At 42.3% G+C, this 17682-nt stretch carries 16 protein-coding genes and 1 tRNA gene; 10 read left to right on the plus strand and 7 right to left on the minus strand.

The genetic code is table 11. The features are described 5' to 3' along the window. Positions 1-13: 13 nt before the first annotated feature. Positions 14-883: an alpha/beta hydrolase family protein gene (locus BLQ60_RS07685; RefSeq protein WP_092618332.1), complete on the minus strand. Its 870-nt coding sequence runs from the start codon at positions 881-883 to the stop codon at positions 14-16. 196 nt (positions 884-1079) lie between these two features. On the opposite strand from BLQ60_RS07685, the gene BLQ60_RS07690 reads away from it, so the two are divergent. Further along, entirely contained in the window at positions 1080-1445 is a 366-nt protein-coding gene (locus BLQ60_RS07690) for a NirD/YgiW/YdeI family stress tolerance protein (protein WP_143005201.1), read from the plus strand. 121 nt (positions 1446-1566) lie between these two features. Here the strand turns inward: BLQ60_RS07690 and BLQ60_RS07695 are convergent, their stop codons facing one another. Together BLQ60_RS07695 and BLQ60_RS07700 are read right to left on the minus strand one after the other, a co-directional pair. Beyond that, positions 1567-2124, minus strand: coding sequence for a DUF2058 domain-containing protein (locus BLQ60_RS07695; RefSeq protein ID WP_092618335.1), 558 nt, complete (start codon positions 2122-2124; stop codon positions 1567-1569). 62 nt (positions 2125-2186) lie between these two features. Next, positions 2187-2855: a YoaK family protein gene (locus BLQ60_RS07700; RefSeq protein WP_092618338.1), complete on the minus strand. Its 669-nt coding sequence runs from the start codon at positions 2853-2855 to the stop codon at positions 2187-2189. Positions 2856-3089: 234 nt separating this feature from the next. On the opposite strand from BLQ60_RS07700, the gene BLQ60_RS07705 reads away from it, so the two are divergent. From BLQ60_RS07705 to BLQ60_RS07720, 4 genes are all read left to right on the plus strand, one after another. Continuing rightward, positions 3090-3893, plus strand: a complete 804-nt coding sequence (locus BLQ60_RS07705) for a hypothetical protein (RefSeq protein WP_092618341.1) — start codon at positions 3090-3092, stop codon at positions 3891-3893. Positions 3894-3991: 98 nt separating this feature from the next. After that, entirely contained in the window at positions 3992-4960 is a 969-nt protein-coding gene (locus tag BLQ60_RS07710) for a 2-hydroxyacid dehydrogenase (protein ID WP_092618730.1), read from the plus strand. A 140-nt stretch (positions 4961-5100) separates the two neighbouring features. Further along, positions 5101-6078 (plus strand): hypothetical protein, encoded by a 978-nt coding sequence (locus BLQ60_RS07715; RefSeq protein ID WP_092618344.1) that lies wholly within the window; start codon positions 5101-5103, stop codon positions 6076-6078. 14 nt (positions 6079-6092) lie between these two features. Continuing rightward, entirely contained in the window at positions 6093-6956 is an 864-nt protein-coding gene (locus BLQ60_RS07720) for an arginase family protein (RefSeq protein ID WP_092618347.1), read from the plus strand. A 131-nt stretch (positions 6957-7087) separates the two neighbouring features. On the opposite strand, the gene BLQ60_RS07725 is transcribed toward BLQ60_RS07720, so the two are convergent. The 3 genes from BLQ60_RS07725 to BLQ60_RS07735 form a co-directional block, all read right to left on the minus strand. Then, on the minus strand, positions 7088-7681 hold the full coding sequence (locus BLQ60_RS07725) for a nitroreductase family protein (protein ID WP_092618350.1): 594 nt from the start codon (positions 7679-7681) through the stop codon (positions 7088-7090). 161 nt (positions 7682-7842) lie between these two features. Beyond that, positions 7843-8760 (minus strand): LysR family transcriptional regulator, encoded by a 918-nt coding sequence (locus tag BLQ60_RS07730; protein WP_092618353.1) that lies wholly within the window; start codon positions 8758-8760, stop codon positions 7843-7845. A 135-nt stretch (positions 8761-8895) separates the two neighbouring features. Next, positions 8896-8971, minus strand: a tRNA-Glu gene (locus tag BLQ60_RS07735). Between the two features lie 198 nt (positions 8972-9169). Between BLQ60_RS07735 and BLQ60_RS07740 the strand changes: the two genes are divergently transcribed. From BLQ60_RS07740 to arsB, 3 genes are read left to right on the plus strand one after another with little or no spacing between them, the layout of a single operon-like run. Then, positions 9170-9502, plus strand: coding sequence for an ArsR/SmtB family transcription factor (locus BLQ60_RS07740; protein WP_378235206.1), 333 nt, complete (start codon positions 9170-9172; stop codon positions 9500-9502). A gap of 56 nt (positions 9503-9558) precedes the next feature. Then, on the plus strand, positions 9559-10032 hold the full coding sequence (locus BLQ60_RS07745; protein ID WP_092618357.1) for an arsenate reductase ArsC: 474 nt from the start codon (positions 9559-9561) through the stop codon (positions 10030-10032). 32 nt (positions 10033-10064) lie between these two features. Further along, positions 10065-11114, plus strand: coding sequence for an ACR3 family arsenite efflux transporter (gene arsB / locus BLQ60_RS07750; RefSeq protein WP_092618360.1), 1050 nt, complete (start codon positions 10065-10067; stop codon positions 11112-11114). Between the two features lie 88 nt (positions 11115-11202). Here the strand turns inward: arsB and ahpC are convergent, their stop codons facing one another. Next, a complete protein-coding gene (ahpC, locus tag BLQ60_RS07755) occupies positions 11203-11766 on the minus strand; it encodes an alkyl hydroperoxide reductase subunit C (protein WP_092618363.1) in 564 nt (187 codons plus the stop codon). Positions 11767-12256: 490 nt separating this feature from the next. Here ahpC and BLQ60_RS07760 point away from each other — a divergent pair, with 490 nt between their 5' ends. Beyond that, positions 12257-16381, plus strand: a complete 4125-nt coding sequence (locus BLQ60_RS07760; RefSeq protein WP_092618736.1) for a DUF3418 domain-containing protein — start codon at positions 12257-12259, stop codon at positions 16379-16381. Positions 16382-16536: 155 nt separating this feature from the next. After that, positions 16537-17643, plus strand: coding sequence for a beta-ketoacyl-ACP synthase III (locus BLQ60_RS07765; protein ID WP_092618366.1), 1107 nt, complete (start codon positions 16537-16539; stop codon positions 17641-17643). The last annotated feature ends 39 nt before the right edge of the window (positions 17644-17682 follow it).

The following is a 17682-nucleotide window of genomic DNA, read 5'->3' on the forward strand; positions in this document are numbered from 1 at the left end:
ATCAAAATAATGGCTAAGCTGCATGCTGTGGCTGAGCATGTAGTTGATCAGCGATGATCGACCAAAGCTGTTGATGTGATGGTTTAAACATCGCCATATGACCGATATGCGATAGACCATATTGCTTGGGTGCCAAGCTGATCATTTTGGTGGTACTATTGGGGTAGGTGCGTAGCAGATCTTGTACATTGTGCTTGGTGGCGATCTCATCATCTAGCGCATGAACAGCGGTGATCGGACTGCGAATTTCACTATGGAAATCTTCAAAAACGGTTTTGCCGATGGCATTGGTCGCATAGCCACCTTTGTTACAATATTCACGCCATTCTGCACCGACACCTTTTGGTAGGTTTTCCCCCATACCAATAAAGTGCGTTGCCGCATAGCCTTTGAAAAAGCTCGATACTGGAAAAATTACATTGAACATAATTGGACCGAGGAACTTGGTTTTGCCACCAAGCCCTTTGGTATTACCTGATGAGCCTGCCACAGCCACGACACTTTTTACTTTTTGATAGTTTTGTGCCAAACCAAGCAATTGCCCGCCTGCACTGTGTCCGATCAGATGAATTTGGCTGACATTGCTCAATTGGCATAATTTGTCGATAGCTGCCACCAGATCAAGCTGTCCCCATTGATGAATAAAGGCTTTGGATTTGGCAACAGGCTCGTATAAGGAATCGCCGATACCTCGAAAATCAAAGGTCATCACATCATAGCCTTGCTCGCTCAGCCATGTGGCAAAGGCTTGGTAAAAGCCTTGCTTGATACCTGTTGCTGAGCCAATCAAAATCGGCAACTGCGTTGAATCTTTTTGTTTTGGAAAAAAACGACCTTGCAGGACGTAACCATCGGCGCAGGTAAATTGGATTTTTTCAAACATGTGACGATCCGATTTTATGGAATAAGCTGATATTTAACCTGTCCCAACTGAGTATTTAAATAGTATTAAGTAACTTTGCAGTCAAATTTTTTACACAGAATAGTCAAGCGCCTTACAAAGCAATCACATAAAGCAAATTTTGCAAACCTTGCAGCTTTAGTACAATTTTGCTGTAAATAGATTAAGGAGATGTATTTTGAAAAAAGTCGTGTTTAGTAGTGTCGCCTTAGCGTTGTCAATTGCGTCAATGACAGCATTCGCCAATGAAAATGCAGTGAATCAGCAAGCATTGACCCCAACACAAACCACCTCAGTCGCCAATGCGCTAAAACTTGCTGATAACAGTAAAGTCAAAATTAAAGCCAAAGTGGTGAAATCACTGGGTAATGAAGAATATCAGTTAAAAGATTCAACAGGGCAGATCACAGTTGAAATCGATGATGAGCTATGGAAAAACCAAGCTGTGAAAACTGGACAAGAACTTGAAGTCATCGGTGAAATCGACATTGATCATAAACCGACTAAACAAGTAACAATTGATGCAGAGCAGATCAATTTTTAAAGACTTGGATCAATCGATTACTCAGTTTAAACAAATGAGTTGACTGAAGTCTGCTCAGCTTGTCGAAAAGTGTTGACGTAAAAGCGCTAAGCCTTAGCGCTTTTTTTTGTATCCGAAATACTTACCACATCAAATCATCAGGAATCACATAGTCTGCATATGGGTCTTCTTCATCGGTGCTCTGATCTTGTTGTTGCTGTTGTAGTCCGATGATATAGCCCGTCATTTTCTGTTCGATGCGTTCTGCTAAGGCTTTTGGGATTAGCGCATAACCATTGGCTTGCGCTGTATTTGACGATGCCAAGCGAGCCACCAGCAAACTGCCCGCCACGATGGCATTATAAACTGTTTGATTGACATAGATTTTTTTGATTTTGCCTTCATCAATAAATTGATAGCCAATCTCACCATCGGTATCTTTGATTTGATATTGTTTAATCATTTGTACAATATTCGCCATCACGGTTTTTTGTTCAAGCTGTTGTTGCTTTTCTTGATCGAGGGCTTGGTCTTTGGCTTGCTTTTCTTGTTTGGCTTGGGCGAGTTCGGCTTGCAATTGCTGCTGATCATTTTGCCCCATTTTCTTGGCATGTTGATTTTGCTTATTGGTCTTTTTGGCTTGTTTGGCATCGACTAAACCCGCTTTGAGTAGCTGTGCTTGTAAGGCGTTTTTGACCATGAACATCTCCAAATTGAATGTTAAAAATATCTATAGTGATACCGTGACTGTCGCACAATAGATTAAGCTGAATTTTGCTTCCAGTAGTGTAGCCAATAAATCAGGCTGAGCACAGCAGAACTCAGTGCAGGCAACAAAAAAGCATGATAATGCAAATACTGATAGCTCATAGTTGCCAGTAAACCACCTGAAATAAAACCCAGTAAGATCGCAAGATGCAAGGTAACCCGCCGTTTCTCCACGGCTAAGCCACGGAAGAAATATCCCAAAACCAAACCTAAATCGGTGAGTACACCAGATAAGTGTGTGGTGCGAATAATCGCACCTTGATAATGGCTGACCATCGCATTTTGCATGCCCATAGCAACACATGCCCACAACAAGGCATAACGTGGAAAATACGGCGTAAATAGCCAACACAACCCGATACATAGTGCAACGCAAACTAATGGGATACCATAACGCTGATTCAAACTAAAACGGGCATTGCCTAAGATATAGCCACTATAAAATGCGCCCAAGACAAAACTGACGATCACCGCCACAATAAACAGCACTTGGGCAAAATCATGTTGCCATAGATGAATCGCAATCAAACTGACATTGCCTGTCATATGTGAGATGGATTGATGTAATAACATGAGCAAACCCAGCGTATTGACCATTCCCGCATTGCAGGCTAGGGCAAACATGGCAAGCTGTATCCAACGTGGCAAATGTTCAAGTGGCATCTTTTTGCTCTACAGATCAGTGCAAATAACCAAAATCGGTCGCAAGGCATGCGTGTATGTTACGCATTGTATTGAAAAAATTTACAATATCAAATGGTCAAAGAAAATTCAGACAGTAGGAGTTGGTAAACAGCGCACGTGAAAAACAAGCTAACTGCATTACGACAGAGGGGAGATTACTGCTACAATGCGATGAGCAATTTAATCCCTTTTCAATGTTGAGCCATTCACGCTATGTCGGCACGTGCGCAATTGATCCTGAAGCAACTCGGCATTTCACCTTGGGTGGAACGAACTGCTGTGACCGATATCGTCTCGGCACAGATGTTGTGGCGTGATCAGGCTGATGTCACGCAAAATGAATTATCCATTACATCTCAACATCTGAATCAAGTTGTACATCCTGAACAACACGACAAGTCAGTCGCACCGAAAACCGTTGCAAACACTAAAAAAGCACAAACAAATATACAAGCATCAACGGTTCAAGATATTTCTAGTCAAGGCATCGCTGTTCAAGCAAAAGTAGTTCAAGAAGCTGTTTCGCAAGAATTAATAGCTCAAGAAGACGTTTTTCAAGAAGCAAATGCTCAAGACTCATCTATTGAAAATCAAACCGATCGCACTTTAGAAGATGAAATAGAAGTTGTTTCGACCATTCAATTTCATTATCAGGTGTTGGTGCATGATGCATTTTTGATTTTTGCCCAAGCGGAAAATTCTGCACAGCATCGACTCCTGCAAAATATCCAAAAAGCCTGCCAAATTCGCCAAGCACCGATCCAGTTAACATGGCCCTTATCGATTCGGCATTGGCAACTGGGTGATGTGCATGTGCAAGATTATATTCATGGATTTTTGCAGGCTTTTGCCGTAGAACATATTCTCGTTTTGGGGCAGGTCGAGTTTGAGTTGCCCAAGATTAATCAAATGGCGATTCAGCTCGAAGCACATGCAACACTCGCAGAACTGCTCGAAAGTGCTGACGCCAAAAGAAAATTGTGGATGACGATACAAAGTCTAATGTCGACAGCCTAGTGCATATGCTATGTTAGTCCTTTAACGCATTGCCTGTATAAGGACTTTTGATGACTGATTTAAATACTTCCCACCTGAGCGCACCCCAAGATCAAAGCATGACGCAACACAATAAAAAGAAAGTGGTGATTTTTAGTCAAATTTATCCTGAGTTTGAAGAAAAACTGCGTCAAGAGTTCGATGTAGTAAAAATCAACCCAAAACTTGGCGATGTGAATCAACAAATTCGAGAAGCTGTACAAGATGCGCACGGGATGATCGGCGCAGGGCGCTTGCTTGGCGAGGCGCAATTAGAAACTGCGCAACATTTAGAAATTATCTCTACAGTCACCGTTGGCTATGACAACTATGACGTGGATTATCTCAAATCACGTCAGATTCAACTAGCACACACCCCCCATGTACTCACCGAAACCACCGCAGATACAGCCTTTGCCTTGCTGATGAGTGCGGCACGGCGTATTCCAGAGCTGGATAAATGGACACGGGCAGGGCAATGGCAACGCACCGTTGCCAGCGCACAATTTGGTATGGATGTGCATGGTAAAACCTTGGGTATCATTGGTCTGGGGCATATTGGCGCAGCGATCGCTCGACGTGGCTATTACGGCTTCAATATGAATATTGTCTATCATGGACGCCGTGAAAAACTCGAAACCGCACAACAATTCCAAGCGCAATATTTGAGTTTAGAAGAATTATTAAAGCAATCCGATTTTGTCGTGGTGGCGGTGGATTTAAATGCACAGACCAAACATTTATTGGGATCAGCAGAATTTGCCTTGATGAAGTCCTCTGCGGTGTTGGTGAATATTTCTCGAGGTGCAGTGATTGATGAAGCGGCGCTGATCGAGGCATTACAATCACAACAAATTTTTGCCGCAGGGCTCGATGTCTTTGAGAAAGAACCACTCCAAGAATCGCCATTATTTGCCTTAGACAATGTGGTGGTGACGCCACATATAGGTTCTGGGACCGAAGCTACACGTTATGCAATGAATAAATTGGCGTATGAAAATTTGGTCTTGGTACTCAATGGTAAACCCGCAAAATACGTGGTGAAGTAGTCCATTGGCACATGTTTGCGGATCTACAATGTGTGTGGATTTTGTCTTCATGCTAGAAAATAGAAATAATGATTGCGTTAACTTCTGTTTTTTTTAGATAATATATACTGTGATCAATTTAAAGTTTTATAGGATTGTTTGTGAATTCTGCCCTCGACCAAACAAAAAGTCATGAAGTTTTGCAATACTTTGCAGATCATCTTCAGCCTTTATCATCGACGCTTACCGAAATGCTCAGTGAGCATTATAGCCATCAAACCGAGCGTCGTGGCTGTGGCTATACCCAATCGACGCGTTTGCTTGCAGAATTTGTCAATAAACCCCGAGATGCGATCGATACAGCAGATTTAAAAGTTTTTGATCAATATCCAGTGCGTGCGGTCAGCAACCTGCTGGATCAAGCCAGTGCGTATCAGCTGAATTTATCCAGTTGGCGTAACTTGGACACTAATCCAGAGGTGAGTGCATTCTTGGCACAAGCCAAAGACGATACTTTTAGTGAATCTCTGCGCAAAGAAGTCGCTTTTCAGCAGGCGTTGCGTGGTGTGGCGGAGCGTGTAGAGCTTGAAGAAAGTAAACTACTTTGTGATTTGATCGAAGATATTATCTTGCCAAAATCTTCAGCGCATTTACACATCCCAGATTTACAGCAAATCGATGAAAAGCCCAAAGTCGGTTCTTGTCCGATGGCGGAGAAGTTTTTCTTAAAAGTGGCGCATGATCAGTTGCTACGTCAGGGTGTAATCAACATTTTTGTCGATGAAAACAATCGTCCTGTGCTGATGGAAAAGCTCAATATGGGTGATAATCATTCCTGTATTAGTCTTGCACCATTGATGCTGAACGGCGTGCGTTTGCCAGCAGGTTCATTATTTTCAACAGATTATCAAGAAAATCACTATCAAGATTATCCGAAAAACAAACAATATAAGGGCAATATCATTCCGATACATGACGTGAAGTTGTGGTTTTTACGATTTACCACTTTGGCAGTGACGCCAAAAAACCGTGCGCGTGCATTTACAACACATTTCAAACAACAAGTACAAAATGGCTTGCTAAATCCACATATTACTGAACTTAATCAAATCCTTAAGGTTGCTCAGTCGCAATTTTAAGTGCGGATGATGTTATGTTAAAAGCGTGTTATTCGGCAAAATATTATGCTGAAACCCATACCAAAAGTATGGAAAAACTCACCGCAGTGGCGGATGTTCTGAAAGAACAACACATTGCAGAGTTGGTCGATCCAGGGGTGATCGATACTGAAATCTTGAATCGCTTGCACGATCCAAAGTATGTGCATGCGTTTTTGCATGGCATCAAGCCGTTGGCATCGTTTCAGGGCTTTCGCAACTGGAATGAGCAACTTCGAGATGCAGTGCTGTCAGTGCAAGCGGGACAGCTCAAAGCCACCGAGCTGGCATTCCAAGAAGGGATTGCTGCCAATATTGCGCAAGGTTTTCATCATGCGGTCTATGAGTATGGCGGGGCGTACTGTACTTTTAATGGCTTGGCGCTAGTCGCTCAAGAGTACCCTGATAAAAAAATCTTTGTGCTCGACTGCGATCAACATGGCGGTAACGGTACGGCAGAATTTACCTTACGTTTAGACAATTTATTTAATTTCACGATTTTCGGGCATAAATTTGGTTGTGCGACCTATGACCGAAGTGTGACGCGTTTGATTGATCAAAAAAATGGTAACTTTACCCAATATTTGCATGCGGTCGATGAGGGCTTTGAAACGGCGATCAACTGGGGTGCGGATTTAATCATTTATCAAGCGGGGATGGACTGCCATCAAGCGGATAAATTTGGTTCAGAATGGTTTGATTCGGATATGCTTTATCAACGTGATAAATATGTGTTCGAGTTGGCAAAGCAACATAACATTCCGATCATGTTTGTCTTGGCGGGTGGTTATCAGCGGATGTACAACCTTGTCCCACTGCATGTTGGTACCTTTAAAGCGGCAAATGCGGTTTATTTTTAGTGCTGTTTTTTTAACTTGCATTTTGAAATCGTATTTTTGAGCTGTACTTTTTAATCGTATTTTAGAATTCTAGTATGCAAAAAAATCCCTCAACACGATGAGGGATTTTTTTACGGCATTGAAAATTCGAATTAACGGAATGTTTTAAAACGCTCGCTATCATTCATAAATGTTTTTTCACCCGCAGGCGCTTCGATCGAACCGAGTACGAGCTGTGCACGAAGTTTCCAATCTGCAGGGATATCAAAAGTTTGTGCAACTTCTTCATCGACAATTGGATTGTAATGTTGCAAAGATGCGCCGACATTGATTTCTGCAAGTGCTGTCCAAGTTGCAAATTGTGCAATGCCTGTTGAATGCTCAGACCATACAGGGAAGTTGTCTGCATAGAGTGGGAATTGTTCTTGTAAGCCTTTGATAACGGCTTGATCTTCATAAAATAAAACCGTTGCATAACCTGCAGAGAAGCTATCAATTTTTTGGCTAGTCGCTTCAAAGGCTTGCGCTGGTACCATTTTGCGCAAGGTTTCACGCACGATTTCCCAAAATTTGTGATGAGAATCACCGTAAAGTGTCACTGCACGAGAAGATTGTGAGTTAAACGATGATGGCGACTGTTTGATCGCTTCATGAATCACGGCATCTAATTGTTCTGGGGTTTGGCTGACATTTTTGCCGATTGCATAGATTGAACGGCGTTGTTTGATTTGATCAAGAAATGACATGGTGATATTCCTTCAATATGTGCTGATTGTTCAGATAATTTAACAAGACAGATGCAGTATAAAGTTGAACGAAATATCATGCAGTATTGTATTTACAATACACTGTTTTAAATTTGCAACGAAAGTTGAGTTTCAATCGGTTTTTGCACAAACTTTGTCAATTAGGTCAGCACAATTTCACATTCTTCGGTTAATTTTTCTGCCAAGAAATCAATTAATACTCGAACCGCAGGCAAGATACCTTTGCGACTTGGATAGACCATGTGGAAGATACCGTGCTGTGCATGATAGTCAGGTAGTACATAGACCAATTCACCTGAGGCGATTTTATCCGTCGTCACCGAGTCGGGCAGTAGCGCAATCCCGCAGTCCTTGGCAGCAAGCTCCGCCAGCATAATTAAATCAGAACCGAGCAAAACAGGTTGAATCTGTACTTTTTCCAAACTGCCATCAGTGCATTTGAGCTCAATACTTTGTTGGATAAATTGATCTGACATGCTCAAAATGCGATGCGTTTCTAATTCTTCTGGCGTACTCGGTGTGCCGTATTGGTTGAGATAGGCTTGGCTGGCACAGAGATGCTGTTCGCTAATGCCAAAACGGCGAATAATGAGGTTGCTATCTTCATCCAGTTGCGTACGCACGCGCACCGCAAGATCAATCCCTTCGTTAATCAGATCAACCCGACGATTGCTAATCACCAGTTGTAGGCGTACTTCGGGATAACGGTTTAGGAATTCAGGCAATATTTTGGTAAATTCATTTTGTGCCATTGATGTGGGAATACTGAGTTTCACCGTACCTCGTGGCGTATCGCTTAAATTCTGTACCAAATCTTCGGCGGACTTTGCCGCTTCGATCATGACTTTGGCACGTTCATAGACTTGCATGCCCATATCCGTGACCGAAAACTGCCGAGAATTACGATGGATCAGACGAATATTCAAATATTCTTCGAGCTTTTGAATGCGCCGACTGAGTTTAGACTTGGGAATATCTGTGGCACGCTCTGCTGCACTAAAACCGCCGTGTTCAACGACCATAGCAAAACAATAATAATCATCTAAATGCGAGAACATAGGCGCAGCGTAATCAAATCAAAGATAGGCTAAAGTGTATGATGAAACTGAAGATTAAAAAAGTAAAAATAAGCACTTAATCAATAAAATAAGCGAAAATATAGATCAAAATTGAGATTAAATTTATAAAAATAATGGCGTCCCTACGGGGATTCGAACCCCGGTTACCGCCGTGAAAGGGCGATGTCCTAGGCCTCTAGACGATAGGGACGTTGTGAGGTGTGCGTATAATATAGAGCAGAATTTGGCTTGTCAAATCATTTCTAAAAAAACATGCAACAGCAGGATTTCATGCGCAACGATTACATGCATATTTAGTACGGAGCAAATTGTCGCATTTTCGGCTTGATAATATATATGGATGTGCGTATATTTGTATTTATAGATATTTTGTGATTCGTGGTGCAGGATGAATGCGATACAACAGACCGATTTTTTTAAATGTTTATCTGATCAAACTCGATTAGATATTTTAAAACTGGTGCTCGATAAGCAAGAAGTCTGTGTTTGTGAGCTGACTGCGCAGTTGGATCTAAGCCAGCCGAAGATTTCACGGCATTTGGCGTTATTGCGTAATTTATCGGTTTTGCAGGATGAGCGCCGAGGGCAGTGGGTTTATTACAGTTTGAATGCCGATCTGCCTGAGTGGGCTGTTGCGGTATTACATCAGATTTTTGTGTCGGATGATTCTCATCAACCCTTGGATACACAGCACGTATCAATCACTACACATTGTGATTAGTCACCAAAATTTAGAATTTTAATGTTCATTTTTATTCATTGTTTTAGGGTTTCGCTATGAATTTTTTGTTTTTATGTACTGGAAATAGTTGCCGTAGCATTTTATCTGAAGTGCTGTTTAATCAACGTGCACCTCAAGGTTGGGTTGCTTATAGTGCAGGGAGTAAACCGACTGGAAAAGTCCATCCGCTGACCATTAAAACTTTAGAAAACTTAGGTCTACCATCCTACGGACTATCCAGTAAAACCATTGATGATTGTGAGCAATATCAGCCTGACGTGGTGATTACCGTCTGTGATCAAGCTGTACAAGAATCTTGTCCATTATATCTCGGTGGGGCAATCAAGGCACACTGGGGATTGTCTGATCCATCACATCTAGACTTAGCCGAAGATCAAAAGTTAGAGGCGTTTATGCGCACTGTTGAGCATATCAATCGTCGTTTGGATGCCTTATTTGCCTTAGATTTGGATAATTTGACACGAACAGAATTAACTACGCAAATCAATCAGATTTCCAATATTGAATAAGTTGCTGAATCGACGGATTAACGGATAGAAAAATGGCACAAGCAAAATTATCTTTTTTAGATCGTCATTTGACCTTATGGATTTTTATTGCCATGGGACTAGGTGTGGCGATTGGCGTATTTGTTCCGCAGGCTTCAAATACCTTAAACCAGATGAGCATCGGTACAGTCAATATTCCGATTGCGATGGGTTTGATTTTGATGATGTATCCACCACTTGCCAAAGTCGATTATGCGACCTTACCCAAAGTCTTTGAGGATAAGCGCACACTCGCTTTGTCCTTGATTCAGAATTGGTTGATTGCACCGTGTCTGATGTTCGCTTTGGCGATTATCTTTTTGCAAAATTATCCTGAATATATGACGGGTTTGATATTGATTGGATTAGCACGTTGTATTGCGATGGTTTTGGTGTGGAATGGTTTAGCATGTGGTGACAATCAATATGTTGCGGCATTGGTAGCGTTTAACAGCATTTTCCAAATCGTGTTTTTTAGTACCTATGCGTGGCTGTTCCTCACCTTTTTACCGCCGTATTTTGGTGTGGCATCGCAAGTGATTGATGTGAGCTTTTGGACAATCACTCATGCGGTGTTGGTTTATTTAGGTATTCCATTTTTACTCGGTTTTTTAACACGATTGATTTTAGTCAAGAAAAAGGGCTTAGATTGGTATCAAAATGAGTTTCTACCGAAAATCAACCCACTCAGCTTATTAGCGTTACTCTTTACCATCGTGGCGATGTTTAGTCTAAAAGGCGCTGATGTGGTGAGCTTGCCGATGGATGTAATTCGCATTGCCATCCCATTGACGATTTATTTTGTGGCGATGTTTTTTATCAGCTTCTTTATGAGTAAATGGATGGGCAATGATTACCCACGCACGGTGGCGATCTCCTTTACCGCAGCAGGGAATAACTTTGAGTTGGCGCTTGCGGTAGCGATTGCAACATTTGGTTTGGCATCACCTGTAGCATTTACCACGGTGATTGGACCATTGGTCGAAGTGCCTGTATTGATTGCCTTAGTGAGCGTATCACTGTGGCTTAGGAAGAAATACTTTAAAGCATCATCAGTTACCTGATTTGAGTATTTTATTGATTTACATGAAAAAGGACAGCATGTGCTGTCCTTTTTCTTGAAATCTTTAAGTATTTTTAATAAATAAAAACTTAGATTTTACCAACAAGGTCGATTGAAGGCGCAAGTGTTGAGTCACCTTCTTTCCATTTTGCAGGGCAAACTTCGCCTGGGTGAGATGCAACATATTGTGCAGCTTTTACTTTACGAAGAAGTTCTGATGCATCACGACCGATACCACCAGCGTTGATTTCAACGATTTGGATTTTACCTTCTGGGTCGATCACGAACGTACCACGATCTGCAAGACCGTCGGCTTCGATAAGCACGTCAAAGTTTTTAGACAAAGTCCAAGTTGGATCGCCGATCAATGGGTATTGGATTTTATTGATTGCTTCTGAAGTGTCGTGCCATGCTTTGTGCGTGAAATGCGTGTCAGTCGATACGCCATAGATTTCTACGCCTAATTTTTGGAATTCTGCATAGTTGTCCGCCAAGTCTTCAAGCTCAGTTGGACATACGAATGTGAAATCCGCTGGGTAGAAAAATACAACAGACCATTTGCCTTTAAGATCAGCTTCAGTCACTTCAACGAATTGACCATTGTGGTATGCAGTTGATTTAAAAGGTTTAACTTCAGTATTAATCAAGCTCATTATATGTCTCCATGTTTAAGTTCATGTTCATGACCATTTAAAAATTTTTCAAAAAATTCATAAATAGCACGAAAAGAAAAAGAGTAAATGTTTTAACTCGGAAAGTAGAGTAAGTGATTTTCTTCGATTGGTGAAACAGTATTTTTACATACCTTTAATCGGAAAATTAAATCATCATCCAATCCACCATCGCTTCTCGCTGCACATTAATGTAAGGGGTCTTGGTTAAAATTCAAGGTCAATTGCCTGATTTTTGCGTGATTTTGCTCAAGTTCGCAGGAAAAAACGTCACTAGATATGACAGAAAAGTAGCGGAACGTCGTTTACATTGAAAAGATCGGCGAAACAAAGCAAAGATCAAAAAAAAGGAGTAAAATGACTGCCTTAAAATTTCTGTTGAAATTTATTTACTGTATTCGATTAGGAAAAATTGTTGTCAAATCCGCAAGCTACGCAAAAAACATCGCTATACCCTGAAAATCTACCCGTCATGGCAAAAGATCGCCATCGTTTGTCACGTCTAAAAAAAGATCTACAAAAAGCTCAAAAGCAAAAGCCTACAGATCAAAAATCAACAGACCAAATAAATATAGCAGAAGATAAGTACCAACAGCTTTTGCAAAGTTCGCATGAAAAAGTCATTGAGCGTCGAAATCGCTTGCCAGACATTTCGCTCAATCAAGATCTGCCTGTCAGTCAATATGCAGACAAGTTAATTGAGGCGATTCAACAACATCAAGTCATCATCGTCGCAGGGGAAACAGGTTCAGGGAAAACCACTCAGCTACCGCAGATCGCCATGCTTGCTGGACGTGGATTAACAGGATTAATTGGACATACCCAACCACGCCGTCTTGCGGCTCGAAGTGTGTCACAGCGGATTGCAGAAGAGCTGAAAGAACCACTCGGCAAAAGCATTAGCTTTAAAGTCCGTTTTAATGAGCAAGGCAATCAAGATTCCTTTGTGCGTCTGATGACCGACGGGATTTTGCTTGCTGAGCTTGCGCATGATCGCTATCTGATCAAGTACGATACGATTATTATTGATGAAGCGCATGAGCGTTCGCTGAATATTGATTTTATTCTCGGTTATGTGAAGAACATTTTACCGAAACGGCCTGATTTAAAAATTATCGTCACCTCGGCGACGCTTGATGTGAACCGTTTTAGCCAATATTTTCATGATGCGCCGATCTTTGAAGTCGAAGGACGGAGCTTCCCTGTGGAAGTGCGTTATCGCCCAATTTCTGAGATGACCATTGGCGGAAGTGACGATGATGAATTTGACGATTTTGAAGAAAATCTGCCTCGGGCGGTGGTGCAAGCGGTAGAGGAATGTTTTGCTGATGCCGAAGCCAAAGGTCATCCTGAATATGCCGATATTCTGATTTTCTCCAGCACCGAGCAAGAGATTCGGGAGCTCCAAGAAACGCTAGAAAAATATGGTCCACGGCATACCGAAGTGTTACCCCTGTATGCACGCTTAGCACTGTCCGAACAGCAGAAAATCTTTAGCCCAAGTGGTAAAGGGCGACGTATCATTATCGCCACCAATGTCGCAGAAACGGCGTTGACGGTGCCGAATATTCGTTATGTGATTGATAGTGGTTTTGCACGAATTTCACGCTATAGCTATCGTTCGAGGGTGCAACGCTTACCGATTGAGGCGATTTCCCAAGCGGCGGCGAATCAGCGCAAAGGTCGTTGTGGTCGTATCGCAGCAGGTGTCTGTATTCGTCTGTATAGCGAGGAAGATTTTCAATCTCGCCCAGAGTTTACCGAGCCTGAAATTAAGCGTACCAATCTTGCCTCGGTGATTTTGCAGATGCAAAGTCTCGGTTTGGGCAATTTGGAGCAATTTGATTTTATTGAGCCACCAGATCATCGCTTGGTCAATGATGGGCGGAAATTGTTGATCGAATTGGGTGCATTGAATCCTCCTCGATCAACATTGGAAGGAGAGGGAAATTCGTCAAATTCCGCTCTTGCGCAGCAGCACTGCTCACCCTTTGAAAAAGGGGGAAGTTCCCCTCTTTCAAAAAGAGGGGCTAGGGGAGATTCACACAAAGGTGGAGAACTCACCAAAGTCGGTCAAACTATGGCGAAAATGCCGATTGATCCACGCCTAGCACGTATGCTCGTGGGTGGTGCGCATTTCGGTGTCTTAGCGGAAACATTGGTGATCGTTAGTGCCTTGGCGGTACAAGACCCACGTGAGCGTCCTGCCGATAAACAAACCCAAGCCGATCAAAAGCATGCGTTGTTTAAAGAAGCCGATTCTGATTTTCTGTTTTATCTCAAGCTGTGGAATACACTGGATAATCTCAAAAAAGAACATCAGCTCAGTGAAAATAAACGTCGTCAATTTGCTCGACAGCACTTTCTCAGTTGGTTGCGCCTGCGAGAATGGCGACAGACCTATCAGCAGTTGCGTGAGATGACGGAACAGCTTGGCATGTCGATGAATGACATGTCGAAAGGCAGTTCTAAGACAGGTGCCGAAAAAAATTCTGAGAAAAGTAATGAGCAAAGCACTGGTCAAACTGCAAACTATGAAAATCTGCATCGTGCACTTTTAACAGGTTTATTGTCCTTTATTGCGCAAAAGACCGATGAACGCAATGTCTATCAAGCAGTGCGTCAGCAAAAAGCACGGATTTTCCCTGCTAGTAGTTTGCATAAAGCGCAAGTGCCGTGGGTAATGGCATTTGAAATGGTGGAAACCTCGCAAGTCTTTATCCGAACCCTTGCTAAGATTGAGCCAGAATGGATTTTGCTTGCGGCACGAGATCTGTTGAAATATCACTATTTTGAGCCACATTGGTCGAAGAAAAATGGTGTGGTCAATGCTTATGCACAGATTTCATTATTCGGTCTAATTATTCAAGCCAAACAATTGGTCAATTTTGAAAAAATCGATGTCGAAGCCTCGCATGAGATTTTCTTACGAGATGCTTTGGTGGCCAATCAGCTTGGGCAAAATCCGCCATTCCTAACGCATAACGTACAGAAGTTACAAGAAGTTGAACGGGTTGAAGATAAGCTGCGCCGTCGTGATTTGATCGTTGATGAAGAAGCCTTGTATCAATTTTATGCTGAGCGCATTCCCAAAGAAGTCGCTTCACGGCGTAGTTTTGATGAATGGCGTGCTTCGGTTGAGCCAAAACAGCCCAAGATTTTATTTTTTGATGAAAATGTACTATGGCAAAGTGATCGCCCAACGACAAACCAATTTCCAGACTTTATTCATAATGGACAATTGCGCTTTGCGGTGAATTACCGCTTTGACCCAAGCCATGATGAAGATGGTGCAATGGTGACGATTCCTGTGCAAGCCTTGTCGCAGATTGATCAAGCCCGTTGGTCGTGGGGTATTGCAGGTTGGCGATTAGAATTGATCGAAGCCTTATTAAAAAATCTACCCAAAGATAAACGCCGTCAACTGGTACCTATTCCAGATACAGCGAAAAAGATTCATCAGAATTTGAGCGAGCAAGATCTTCAAAAGCATATTTTTGATGTGCTGGCATTTAAATTACGTGCCGAACAAATTCAAGCAACAGATTTTAGTTTGGAGTCATTGCCCAATTATCTGTTACCACTGATTAAAGTCATTGATGAGCGCAAAAAGATCATTGCTCAAGGACGTGATTTGGACGAGTTGCAAGCACGTTGTCAGGTGCAAACACAGCGTCCAGTGACTGAGTCCAAAGGCACATTCACTGAGTTTCCTCACGATTTTGTGTTTGAGTCTGCAACGAAAGTGTCTGGTGTGATGGTACAGCGTTATCAAGCACTTGCACCAAAAGTCGCATTCCAAGATGTGGATTTAAATGATAAAACGATTGGTGTAGTGATTCAGCATTTCCATGATGTTGAGCAAGCCATGCAAGTGCATCGTGAAGGTTTAATTCATTTGATCCATTTGCAACTCGGTGACTTAGAACGTCAGTTGAAAAAGCAAATTAGTAAGTCATTTGCTTTGGCATTTTCACCGCTTGGCAATAAGCAAAAGCTGGAACAGATACTGATTTATGCCACCTTACAACGCTGTTTAGATGAACACGGCTGGGCGGTTAATCGTAAACAATCTAAGACGGTCAATCATGTTGATGCAACAGATGCACAAAGTTTTGATGAGTTGCTTCAGTTTTGCAAACAGCAGTTTTTATCGATTGGTCAGACGGTTTTACAGACATTGTCTGAGATTTATCTGACGTGGCAGTCGATCAGGCAGATGTTGTTGGGTGTTGATTTAAATGTCTTTGCACGCAGTGTCGATGATATTGAAGATCAATTGGATTTGATGCAATTGGATGGTTTTGTTTATCAGCTGGGTAGTCAGATTTGGTTAGAATATCCACGATATTTAGCAGCTTTGCAATTGCGTTTGGAGCGATTAGCGCATAATCTTAACAAAGATCATGATGCTATAGAAATTATTGATCCATGGATGGATAAACTTTTCAATACCCCGCGCAAGCATACGCAAGACTTTTACCCATTGGTTGAAGAACTGCGTATTTCATTGTTTGCACAGCCGATGAAAACCAAATTCGCCATCTCTTCCAAGCGTTTGCAAAAGGCTTGGGATGAACTGGGTATTAAATCTTAAATTGAGTCATTTGCTGAATTTAGAAGACGTATTTCACGCAATTGTCAATTTAAGCAATCGTCAGTTTAAGCGAGAGACAATTTAATCGAAAGCAATAAGTAGATCATGCGCATCAATAAGTACGTGGTCTGGAAAGAAGTCATAAGGAGTTTTACATGAGCATTCGTATCACTGGCACAGGGCTGTACACGCCACCTGAGTCGATTAGCAACGAAGAATTGGTTGCCAGCTTAAATGCTTATGTGGCGCAGTACAATACGCAAAATGCCGATGCCATCGAACGAGGTGAGTTAGAGGCGTTAAAGCCGTCTACACCTGAGTTTATCGAAAAAGCCTCTGGGGTAAAATCTCGCCATGTGGTGGAAAAATCGGGTGTTTTAGACATTAACCGATTACGTCCAAAGTTACGTGAGCGTAGTAACGATGAAATCTCGATCCAAGCAGAGATTGGTGTCAAAGCGGCGAAACTCGCCATGGAAGCAGCAGGCGTGACCGCAGCAGATGTGGATGCGGTGATTTTATCTTGCTCGAATATGCAACGTGCTTATCCTGCGGTGGCAATCGAAATCCAAGATGCACTCGGCATTGATGGCTATGCGTATGATATGAATGTGGCGTGTTCGGCGGCGACCTTTGGGATCAAGCAGGCGCATGATGCGATCATCTGCGGGGCAAATTGTGTGTTGGTGGTGAACGCTGAAATTACCTCAGGTCACAATGATTTTGGCACACGAGATAGTCACTTTATTTTTGGTGATGTGGCAACAGCGTCAATCGTTGAGCGTACGGAGACTAAAGCAGGTTTTGAGATTCAAGACTGTCAATTGGTCACCAAGTTTTCCAATAATATCCGCAATAATTTTGGCTTCCTGAACGCAAGTGAGGAAGCAACTCAAGGATTATTATTTAAACAAGATGGGCGTAAAGTCTTTAAAGAAGTCTCGCCATTGGTGGCGTCAACCATTACGGCACAACTCGAACGACTGAATATTGATGTCAATGCGCCAAAACGGTTTTGGTTGCACCAAGCCAATGCCAACATGAATGCACTAATTTTAAAGCTGATGTTGGGTAAAGATATTGAGCAAGAACGTGCGCCGATTGTGCTGGATGAATATGCCAATACCTCATCGGCAGGGGTGATCATTGCCATGCATAAGACGGGACATGAAGTCGAAGTCGGTGAATATGGTGTACTGTGTTCATTCGGTGCGGGCTATTCGATTGGCTCGATCGTATTGAAGAAAATTGCAGCCAGTTGATTCCATCAACACAGTTCTATATGAGCTAACAAAAAGAAG

Source organism: Acinetobacter marinus (genome assembly GCF_900096915.1).
GTDB classification, from domain to species: domain Bacteria; phylum Pseudomonadota; class Gammaproteobacteria; order Pseudomonadales; family Moraxellaceae; genus Acinetobacter; species Acinetobacter marinus.